Genomic DNA, 9842 nt, shown 5'->3' on the forward strand with positions numbered 1-9842 from the left:
GGAGTAGGCTTTGTTTCTTCTATATTTTTAGTTTTATCCTTAGTTTCCTTATCATATAGTCCAATATTAATATCTTTAAACCCTAGTTCTTCTAATCCCGAGAATATACTATGTGTGTCATTGGGTTTTTTATCCATAAGTCACCTCGATTAATAGGCTTACATAAATTTATAATATATGGTTTATTATATCACAAAAATGGTTTTTGTTAGTATAATATATTTGATATAATGTATAGAGAAACAAGTAAAGGGTGAGGAAAATGGCTATAAAAGAGTGGAAGACTTTCTTAACACCTTATGAACAAGCGGTGGAGGAATTAAAAGTAAAGTTTAGGGCTATAAGAAAAGAGTACAGAAGAAAAAATGAATATTCTCCTATAGAGTTTGTAACTGGAAGAGTGAAGGAGATATCTAGTATCCTTGAGAAGGCAAATAAGTTTGGTATTCCTTTAGATAGATTACAATATGAAATAGAAGATGTGGCTGGTATTAGAATCATGTGCCAGTTTGTTGATGATATAGAAAAAGTAGTAGAACTTATAAGAAGTAGAAAAGATATGCAGGTTATGTATGAGAAAGACTATGTGACTAATGTAAAGGAAAGTGGATACAGAAGCTATCATATCATAATAAAATATCCGGTGAATATGGCAGAAGGTCAAACAGTAATATTAGCAGAATTTCAAATTAGAACATTAGCTATGAACTTTTGGGCAACCATAGAACATTCTTTGAATTATAAATATAAACAACATATACCAAAGGAACTTACAGTAAAGCTTAAAAGTGCTGCAGATGCTGCTTATAAATTAGATGAGGAAATGAGAGAAATAAAAGAAGAGATTAAGGATGCACAAAAATTATTTGAGGTTAAGTCAGATATTATATCTAGTATAATAAATAGCATACTAACACTTATATCTCTTGGAAAAACTGCAGAGGCTTCAAGATATCAAAGTCAACTTAATAAGCTCATACAAGAAGGTGAAGTATGGGAGCTTAATAATCTTTTAATGGGAATAAAAAAAGAAGTAGAGAAATTTAGAGACTAGTATATTAGATAAAGCATATGATAATTGGAACTAAATCACTAGCTATCATTACTTAAAGCCTATTCAAGGATTGAGTTTTGACATAGTTTATTATAATGTTCAACTGAAAAATTACTTTATACACTACTTAGAATCTATAATCTTTAAGGGATTAATGAAAGGATAAGTTAAGATCCAAACTTGAAGTTCTATAAGTATAGGGTTTTTGATTCAAAACTTATCTTATTCACTACTTAAACTCCAAGGTTTTAAAGGAGTTAAGTACATGTATAAGTTAAGATTCAAGCTAAAAACCCTATAAAATAAATTTGAAAATAAATATTGACAATTGCAAGAATTTATCCTAATATATACACATAACAAAAATTTAATAATCTCTAAATAGAGTAGATAGAGGCGCGATGCTTAAGAGTAACCTTATGGAGGAAAGCACTATGAAGTAAGGGGAAAGGAAGTATTGCCGAAGTGTATAACTGACGCTTTAAGGTTATATAGCTGGCCTTATATAGAATATATATAAGGTTGTCACAAATTCGTTTGTGGAGGACTATCACGTGGTTTTATTTATTATGCGTATATAAGCCCCGAGTAGAGCTCCTTGGGGCTTTTTTGCGTTGATTCACGTTTATAGTTTTCCTCCTACTTAAAATTCAAAGGAGGATTTTTTTATGAGAAAAAATTTTAACAGAATATTTTTAATGGTCTTATTTTTAACGGTTATTATTTCATATCCTGCACTTGGAGCAGAAGTAGACAAGGCATCTAGTAATGCAGCATCCTTAGGGTTTTTAACTGTGTTACCACCACTTATTGCTATAGCTTTTGCTTTTATAACAAAGAGTGTTGTAATTTCTTTATTCTTAGGGACAATTCTTGGATTATTCCTTATAAATATAATATCTCACAATGCTTTTATGGCTTTAGTATTATCATTCTTAGATTTCAGTGAAAAAATATTAACATCCCTAGCTGATCCTTGGAATGCTGGAATCATACTTCAAGTTTTAGCTATAGGGGGGATAATTTCTCTTGTTGGAAAAATGGGAGGAACTAAAGCGGTAGCAGAAGCTTTGGCTAAAAAGGCTAAAGGACCTGTAAGTGCCCAAATTATAACTTGGATTTTAGGACTCATTGTTTTCTTTGATGATTATGCTAACTCATTAATAGTTGGGCCTATAATGAGACCTGTGACAGATAAAATGAAGGTTTCAAGGGAAAAGTTATCCTTTATAATAGATTCAACAGCAGCTCCAATTTCAGGTATAGCGGTAATATCTACATGGGTGGGATATGAGCTTACATTAATTAAAGATGCCTATTCATCAATTTCTAATGAGAGTGTGGATGCTTTTGGAATATTTATAGAAACTATACCTTTTAGATTTTATAATATATTAATACTTGCATTTATAGTTTTTACTGTTATTTTCCTTAAAGAGTTTGGACCTATGCATAAGGCTGAAAAAAGGGCAAGAACTACTGGAAAGGTAGTAAGAGATGGATCGAATCCTATGGGTTCAGATGAAATAGATGAGTTAGAACCTAAAGAAGGAGTGAAATTAAGCATATGGAATGCAATAATTCCTATAGGAGTTTTAATAATAGGAGCATTTTTAGGGTTCTACTATAATGGATATACTGCAATATTTAATGGAGAAGATGAGGCTTTAAAAATTGCACTTACAAGTTCTCCATTGTCATTGAATTCAATACAAGCTACTTTTGGAAAATCCGATGCATCAATTGTTCTATTTCAAGCAGCTTTACTCTCCTCAGTTGTGGCTATGATTATGGGAGTAAGACAAAAGATATTTACAATAGATGAAGCTATAGAAACTTGGGTTGGAGGAATGAAGTCCCTTATAATGACAGGGGTTATACTTCTTCTTGCTTGGTCTTTAAGTGCAGTAATAAAGGATTTAGGAACAGCTAAATATTTAGTATCAATATTATCTGATACCATACCTTATTATCTATTACCAGGAATAATATTTATATTAGCAGCTATAATATCCTTCGCTACTGGAACATCCTATGGAACTATGGGAATACTTATGCCTCTTGCAATACCATTAGCTCATGGCATACTTCCAGACCATAATTTTATAGTTATAGCAACTAGTTCAGTACTTACTGGTGCTATATTTGGGGATCACTGTTCACCAATATCAGATACTACTATTTTATCATCAATGGGGGCTTCTTGTGACTTTTTAGATCATGTTAAAACACAAATGCCATATGCAATTGTGGTCGCTATATTCTCAGTTATAGCAGGATATATACCTGTATCCTTTGGGGTACCGGTATACATAGTTCTTCCTTTATCTATAATATTACTTGGGGCAGTAGTATATTTTGTAGGTAAGCCTGTGGATGAAAATAATTCAGAACATATATATGAAGCTGAGAAAGAATTAAATACTTATTAATATAAAGGTCTACGTTAGAGTTTTAGCGTAGACCTTTTATATTATATAAAAATTAATATTCTAGGAAGATATAAATTATAAATTAAACTTTCGTTACTCTCTCTGGTAACAGAATTCTGAAAAAATATAATAAATCTTTACTTGTTTTAAAATTTATTTCAATCTATTCTTCATTTTCCAATTCAAACTTACAGTAGAATTTTTTATTTGTATTAGGAATTTTATCTCTAGAATCAGCAAAGCTATAATATTAACTTTTATCTTCAAAGTAAAATCTAAAAGGAATGAGATAATATTTAGAAAATGGTGATGCTATAATTTTTTTATTATAGCAATTAAAAAATGCATATGGATATGATAAACTTAAAAGGAAAATAATATATTACATATTTTAGGAGGAAACTATGAAAAAAATTATATCAATTATCTTAGTATTAATTATAGGTGTTTTAGGGGCAAAAACCTTAATTTCAGAGAGCAAAGGAGATAATAAAGGAGGAGAGACCGTAGAAAACTATGTGGCATATGAGGGGGTTAACCTTTATACAAAGACATATAATTATTCAGATAAAACCAAGGAGGCAATAATATACTTACATGGGCTTGGAGGAAGTTCACAAAGTGGAGAGTTCCTTAATAATCCCTCTAATCCTTATATGACAATAACTATGGACATGCTAAATCATGGGAACAGTGGGAAAATAGATTCTATTACCTGGGATAATCACTTAGACAGCATAAAAGCAGTTTTAGATTACTATAATGTAAAGAAAGCTTACATAGTAGGACATTCCTTTGGGGCAGATACGGCTATGATGTTCCAAGAGAAATATCCTAAGATTTCTAAGAGAGTAATTCTACTAGATAGGGCTCACTATAACTTTAAGGATTTAGAGCAGTTTAATATGGATAGAAAATTATTTGAGATTTTAGAGTATAATCCTTTAACAGGGCTTACCTTTGATGATTTTTCTAAATTTATGGATTTATCCTATAACAATGATATTGAAGAAACCTATGATACTAAAAATAAGACCTTATTTATAGGATCTGATCCAAAACATTATTTTGGAGATCCAGATGCAAAGGTACCTTCTTTATCTCAAGTAGTTTCTATGATTAAGAGTAATCCAGAAGCCCTTGGACTAACAAAAGAAGCAGTAAAAGATTTAAAGGATGTAAGTGAGGAGGATTTAAAAAAATACAGCGAGTTTATCTTGAAAAAAATGGACAATCTATCAGCAGTAAATAAAAATATAAAAGTAATTAAAACACCATATAAGCATACTATGGTTATAGATCCTGAAGCTAAGGAGGAGGTATTAAAGTATATTATTGATTTTATTTAATCTTCAGATGGTGGAAAGAACACAATCTTAAGGAAGATTCATTTTATCTGAGGGCTAGGAGCTGTAACACCCCATCCTCTAAAAGGTAAGGGATAACAGTTGATACGCACCTAGATTAACTTATCTAACCTTTAAATGGTTTGAAAGAACACCATCTGAAAGTAAGATTCAGCCTATGAAAAATAAAAAGTAGAAATAACATAGTAAATTTAGGAATTAGAATAAACAATTTAAAAGTATATAAATTTCTTAATATATATGTAAAATAGATTAATAATATAATGTAAAGAATCAGATAAAGGGTTGGTATTTATTTACCATCTCTTTACTTTTTCCTAGGGATTTTTATAACGAAATCCATAGCAAATATTTAAATTGTATGCTATAATTTATTGTATAATCAATATCAATTAATAATATTTATTAATTAGAGGTGTAATTATGGAGAAAGAACAACTATACTTAAGGATGATTGAGGATAATCCTTTTTATATAAAAAATTTAGAAAATCCTTCAGATGAACTTAAATATGCAGCAGTAAAAAAGAACGGAGCATCAATTCAATACATAAATAATCCAACCTATGATATTCAAATGGAAGCAATAAAATCTAATGCTTTAGCTATTGAATATATAGAAAATCCTTCAGAAGAAGCTGCTATACTTTCAGTTACAGCTTCTTGGAATGCATTAAAGTATATAAAAAATCCAAGTGATGAGGTTAAAGAGAAAGCTATTAATATGAAGGGATGGGCTATTCAATATATAGAAAATCCTTCAGAGAAAGAAATGATAATGGCAGTAAAAAAAGATTATGATTCTATAAAACACATAAAAAATCCTACTACTAAGGTACAAATAGAGGCTATAAAAAATTATTGGGGAGCTATAAAGTTTATAAATAATCCTTCCTTTGAAGCTCAAGTAGAAGCAATTAGAGAAAATGAAGAGGCTATAACTTATGTAGAGGTAAGTGGAGAAGAGAATATAAAAGCCTTCCTAAAAGCAAATATAAATATAGTTAAATACATTCATGAAGATGTAGAACCTATATGGCTGGATGAAGTTTTAATGTATGTACTTGGACGTGAAGATGTAAATAAGAAATATATTATAGATTTTCTAAACTTAGAAATTTTAGATATGGATAAGTTAGATTTTATATATAAGTATGGAAGTAAAAATGCTAAAAAGATTGTGGTAGATTATAAGTTATCTATGTAGAAAGGAAGTTTTTAAGGTGAAATACTCAGAAGCACTACTTACAGTAAAATTGATATTACAAAGTAAGGATGTACCCCTATTAATAGGTGAAAGTGGTATAGGAAAAACGTCCCTTGCAAGACTTTTAAGTGAGAAAGAGGGATATAAACTTATTACTATAGATGCCAATCTTTTAAAGGAAGGTGAAATAGGTGGACTTCCAACAGTAGAAGATTATGAAACTACTGTAGACAATATTAAAAAGAAGAAAAAGAGAACAGTGTATGCAGTACATACAAAGCTTCATTCTATAAATGAGTATTTAAAGAATAATGAAGATGGTAAAATCCTATTATTTATAGATGAAATTAATAGATGTGACCATGCAGTACAACAAGAATTAATGAATCTTATATTAAATAGAGAAATAAATGGCTATGAATTAAATCCTAGAGTTTTAGTAATGGCTGCTATGAATCCTTCAAATAAATATGATGCCTTTGAAGATAGTGAGTATGAAGTTGTAGATATGGATCCAGCTCAAGAGGATAGATTTGTATGGGTGGAAATGGAGGTAGACGCTAAGGAATGGATAAAGTGGGGAATGAGTAAAAAGGCAAAGATTCATCCTCATATACTAGAATTTATATCCCTATTCCCTAAATATCTTCATACCCCTCATGGAGAGGAAACCGTAAAGGCTACTCCAAGAAGCTGGGAGAGAATATCAAAAGCTTATAATATATATGCAGATAATAAAGAAGAGTATCCAGCTAAGATATTTTATAATGTGGTAAAGGGTAATGTAGGGTCAGCTATTGCACAAGACTTTATGGGATTCATTGAAAACTATAAAGCATTAGCTGTAACTCCAGAGGAGCTATTTAGTAATCCTATAATACCAAATGATGTTAGAGATAATTTAAAGAGAGAAAGCCATTCAAGGTTGTATGTAATAGCTAAGAACTCCCTGGTTTATTTAAATGACTTTTCTCATAATGAGGAGCATATAAATACTTTCTCAGAGATGTTAAAGCTTTATCCGGTAGATCTTAGAATTGGAATAATGAGAGAAATAAGAAGTGATTATAGGGATTCTTTATATGGAGAATTCTTAGATTGTGATACATTTATTCAGGTATTCTTTGAAAGTTATTAAGAGGTGATAATATGGAATACACAGCCTTTGATAATTTAAGAAGAGAGCTTCTTCTAGAGGCACTTTCCTTTAATAAAAAGGAAGATATTAATAATGAGTTTAAAAGAAAGTTTTCAACTTTAGTAGAAAAATGTACTCTTTCTTTAATTGAGGGAGAAGATAACTTTTTTGGGTTATTTATGATACAAATAAAAAGAGAGGTATCTCTTAATTTATCATGGCCTATAGAAACTAGAGGGAGTTTAAATAATTATATAATGACTTTTAGTGCTAAGGAGTTTTTAAATCTAACAAAAGGAGAAATGTGTGCCCTTATAAAACATGAAATTTTTCATATAATGTATGATCATTATTCAAGAATTCATGTTTTGAGGAATGAATATATTCCTTTAGTAGTTAATCTATCTATGGATGTATCTGTTAACCAATTTATAAAAGGATTACCTGGATTCTGTCATAGGATAGATAGCATAAATATGAGTATAGATGCAGAGCTCAAAGAAGATGAATCACTGGAGACCTATGCGTATAAGATACAAAAGGCTTTAGATAAAATAGAGAAAGACTCTAAATCTCCTGCTTTAGATAAGGATTTTCATATGGATAAAGTCCATGACAGTTGGCTTAATAAAGATTTTGATTCTAAGGAATTAAGTAAGAAAAATGCTTTAAATGCTTATAAGGGAGATAATGCTCCTAAGGGGCTAGAATTAATACTTAAAGCTCTTAGGGAAAAGCCAGAAATAAAGTGGAGTAGCTATTTAAAAAGAATCATAAAGGTAGAAAAGGGTGGCTATAAAAAGACCATTACAAGGAAAGATAGAAGACAGCCAGAGAGATTAGACCTTAGAGGAAGACTTAGAGATCATATAGGCAAGATTCTCATAGCTATTGATATAAGTGGAAGTATAAGTGATGAGGAAATTAAAGAAATACTAAGAGAAGTTTTTGGCATAGTAAAAAATAATGAAGCAGAAATAACTGTGGCAGAGGTAGATGATAAGGTTAGAAGAGTATATAAGGTTAAGGGTAAAAAAGATTTAAAACCTAAATTAGATAGAAGAGGTGGAACTGCTTTTTCCCCATTGTTTAATTATGCTAACAAAAATGGATTTAAGGATCATTTAATAGTCTATTTTACTGATGGTATGGGAGAAGAGGAACTATCAGTGAAACCTTTAAATAAGAATATTCTTTGGGTTTTAACTGGAAAAGGAAAAGAGTTATCCTTAAAAAAGTCCTATGGAAAAGTATTAAAGCTTAAAGAAAGCCAGGATTCCTGCTATGAAAATAAGAATGTAACAGGAATAAGGGTAGCCAGAGATATGCTTAAAGATATAAATACTAGAGAGTGGATATGCTAGGGTATTTAATATCTTCTATAGATGGAAGGTTTACTATTAGAAAATTCAATAGCAATAATTATGTTTTCTAATAAAACTTATTGTATTCTATGGAATTTATAAGTAAAATATATTTAGAGTAAACTTTAAAGAAACTGTACTTCCTTTCTAAAAAGCTGATTTGGGGAAATCGGCTTTTTTTTATTTTGACATTAAATAATGATTATTATATAATAAAATAAATCTATTGAAAAAACCAATAGACTGTATTACGATTATCAGTATATTAAATAATACTATTGTGATATAATAATAAATAAATATTTTTATTTAACATTTGAAGAAAAGAGGGATTTTAATGAGTGCTATAAAGATAAGCGATGTAGCTTACAATGAGTTTAAAGAAGTGCTAGATCAAAATAATGTTCCTAACTATACAATAAGAATTAATCTAGCAGGCATGGGCTGAGGCGGCCCAGTATTTAACATTGTTCAGGATGAACAAAAAGAAGATGACGTTGTAGAAAAGGTTCAGGATATAACTTTCTTAGTAAAGAAAGACTTAGTTGAAGACTTCGAAGGATTTGAAATAACTTGCGAAGCTGAAAATGGAAGAGGCTTAATGCTTGATCCACTTAAAAAAGAAGAGAGCGGCGGATGCTCAAGCTGCGGATCAGGTTGCGGAGAGTAATCAGCACTTAAATTAATTTTATCTGATGGCTAGGAACTGTAACACCCCGAAGGGGGATAACAGTTGCTACACCCCTAGATTAACTCATCTAACCTTTAGATGGTTGAAAAAACATCATCTAAAGGAAGATTCGTTCTATAAAAAAAGAGTCATAGAATTTTCTATGACTCTTTTATTTTAATAGGTAATTTAAACTTAGATATATATAATTAAAGATTATTAATATAATACAATAAAAGATAGCGCTTTTATATTTTAATTTTTTAGAATTTTTAACTATGCAAAATAAAAAAATTATTTGCAGAAAGATATAGAGTAAAGTATATTTATCAGTTAATAAGAATTTCATTTTTTATCTATAGCCAGACCAATTAGAATATAATATGTCCGCTAACATGGTAAAGTTATGTTTGATATTCTTAACCTTAATAGGAATATTGATTAACATATTTACCTCCTCTTCCTTTTATTGTATTATAATTAAATTATATAATATTATGCCTTTTTTACAAGTGAAAAAAATTATAAACTAACTTATAATACTGAACTTTTAATAATTTATAATTTATTTTCTTTTGTTATTTTCACGGTGAGAAGTAGCACTTTTATTT

Annotated in this window: 7 protein-coding genes and 1 riboswitch; all 7 genes read left to right on the forward strand. The window is 29.7% G+C overall.

Features of this window, described 5'->3' with window-relative positions; all coding sequences use genetic code 11:
* Positions 1–262 precede the first annotated feature (262 nt).
* The 7 genes from AB2369_RS07910 (at position 263) to AB2369_RS07940 (ending at position 9231) form a co-directional block, all read left to right on the forward strand.
* The gene (locus AB2369_RS07910) at positions 263–1054 is read left to right on the forward strand and encodes a GTP pyrophosphokinase family protein (protein WP_367665939.1); all 792 of its coding nucleotides are present in this window, start codon (positions 263–265) and stop codon (positions 1052–1054) included.
* A 383-nt stretch (positions 1055–1437) separates the two neighbouring features.
* Positions 1438–1612: riboswitch (Lysine riboswitch) on the forward strand.
* A 110-nt stretch (positions 1613–1722) separates the two neighbouring features.
* Positions 1723–3486: a Na+/H+ antiporter NhaC family protein gene (locus AB2369_RS07915; protein ID WP_367665940.1), complete on the forward strand. Its 1764-nt coding sequence runs from the start codon at positions 1723–1725 to the stop codon at positions 3484–3486.
* Positions 3487–3890: 404 nt separating this feature from the next.
* Entirely contained in the window at positions 3891–4835 is a 945-nt protein-coding gene (locus AB2369_RS07920; RefSeq protein WP_367665941.1) for an alpha/beta fold hydrolase, read from the forward strand.
* Between the two features lie 441 nt (positions 4836–5276).
* Complete coding sequence (locus AB2369_RS07925; protein WP_367665942.1) at positions 5277–6059, forward strand: hypothetical protein; 783 nt, start codon at positions 5277–5279, stop codon at positions 6057–6059.
* A gap of 16 nt (positions 6060–6075) precedes the next feature.
* A complete protein-coding gene (locus tag AB2369_RS07930; protein ID WP_367665943.1) occupies positions 6076–7197 on the forward strand; it encodes an AAA family ATPase in 1122 nt (373 codons plus the stop codon).
* Positions 7198–7208: 11 nt separating this feature from the next.
* Positions 7209–8561, forward strand: coding sequence for a VWA-like domain-containing protein (locus AB2369_RS07935; protein WP_367665944.1), 1353 nt, complete (start codon positions 7209–7211; stop codon positions 8559–8561).
* Positions 8562–8898: 337 nt separating this feature from the next.
* Entirely contained in the window at positions 8899–9231 is a 333-nt protein-coding gene (locus tag AB2369_RS07940) for a HesB-like protein (protein WP_367665945.1), read from the forward strand.
* Positions 9232–9842: the final 611 nt, after the last annotated feature.

The sequence above is a fragment of the Clostridium sp. genome (assembly GCF_040797585.1).
In the GTDB taxonomy this organism is placed as follows: Bacteria; Bacillota; Clostridia; order Clostridiales; family Clostridiaceae; genus Clostridium_Z.

Bases quoted from the DNA above. Each gene is read 5' to 3' on its own strand.
- AB2369_RS07915 (WP_367665940.1), top strand. From the start codon at position 1,723: ATGAGAAAAAATTTTAACAGAATATTTTTAATGGTCTTATTTTTAACG.
- AB2369_RS07935 (WP_367665944.1), top strand. From the start codon at position 7,209: ATGGAATACACAGCCTTTGATAATTTAAGAAGAGAGCTTCTTCTAGAG.
- AB2369_RS07920 (WP_367665941.1), top strand. From the start codon at position 3,891: ATGAAAAAAATTATATCAATTATCTTAGTATTAATTATAGGTGTTTTA.
- AB2369_RS07925 (WP_367665942.1), top strand. From the start codon at position 5,277: ATGGAGAAAGAACAACTATACTTAAGGATGATTGAGGATAATCCTTTT.
- AB2369_RS07910 (WP_367665939.1), top strand. From the start codon at position 263: ATGGCTATAAAAGAGTGGAAGACTTTCTTAACACCTTATGAACAAGCG.